This window comes from Achromobacter marplatensis, from assembly GCF_049060505.1.
In the GTDB taxonomy this organism is placed as follows: Bacteria; Pseudomonadota; Gammaproteobacteria; order Burkholderiales; family Burkholderiaceae_B; genus Achromobacter; species Achromobacter marplatensis_A.
In genome coordinates, this window is the sequence record NZ_JBMGRB010000033.1 from 1 (window position 1) to 808 (window position 808).

2 protein-coding genes are annotated in these 808 nt (G+C 59.5%); both read right to left on the reverse strand.

The window, feature by feature from the left end; genetic code table 11:
• On the reverse strand, positions 1 to 416 hold a 416-nt coding region (locus tag ACI0FO_RS29405; RefSeq protein ID WP_416032093.1), incomplete at its 3' end, for a pre-toxin TG domain-containing protein.
• A 9-nt stretch (positions 417 to 425) separates the two neighbouring features.
• The coding region (locus tag ACI0FO_RS29410; RefSeq protein WP_416032094.1) for a hemagglutinin repeat-containing protein at positions 426 to 808 on the reverse strand (383 nt) is incomplete at its 5' end.

Here is an 808-nt window from a genome sequence, read left to right on the forward strand (position 1 = left end):
ACAACCTCGATGCCATCGATGAAGCGAGTGGTGTCTTTTGCACCAACTACCTCAAGCACTGGCAATAGGCCAATACCAGCGAAGAAGCGATTTGCCTCATCCCCTGTCGCCGTCTTTCCTGTCAAGACCTCATACAACGCGCTTGCGTTTGACACCCCCCGGGCCAGGTCAAGCACGGCTTGCGCAAGTGTGTCGGCCTTTTCCTTGCTCAGTTGCGGGTAGTGGTTCAGCGTAAGCGCCACGTCATACGCGGCCGCCATCTCATCGGCTCGATCGAACTCCGCGTGCAAGCAGCTATTGTCATCGGCGCACGTGGCGATCGCTTTCGCTGTCACCTCCGCCTTCATGCGGGCGACCTTGTCGAGGTTCTTATTCCTTCTGCCCGCCAACGTTCGCGCCCGCCACAGTGAGATCACGTCCGGCCATTAGCACGGCCGTGTCGCCAGTGAAGGTGGTAGCCAGCGACTGTTCCCAGTCAAGGGCCGTCTTGGTATGCGTGGTCTTCGACGACAGGAGCCTTTGGTCTTATAGTGCGATTCGACGTAGGTCGAACCGCACTGCACGCCTGCAGTCAGGTTGATGTCACGGCTCGCGCCAACGGCCAATTGCTCACCCGCCGTGACATCCGCCGCACGCGCGTTGACGTCCTGTCCTGCGATCAACGTGACGTTGCCGCCCGCAGCGATATTGGTACCAATTTCCTGGCTGGTGCTCAGGTCATGCCGATTCTTCTTGTTGCGAACCAGGGACTCGCCGTGGCTCTCCTCCAGCGTGGCCAGATCGATATCCCGACCTGAAGCGGGAGCTT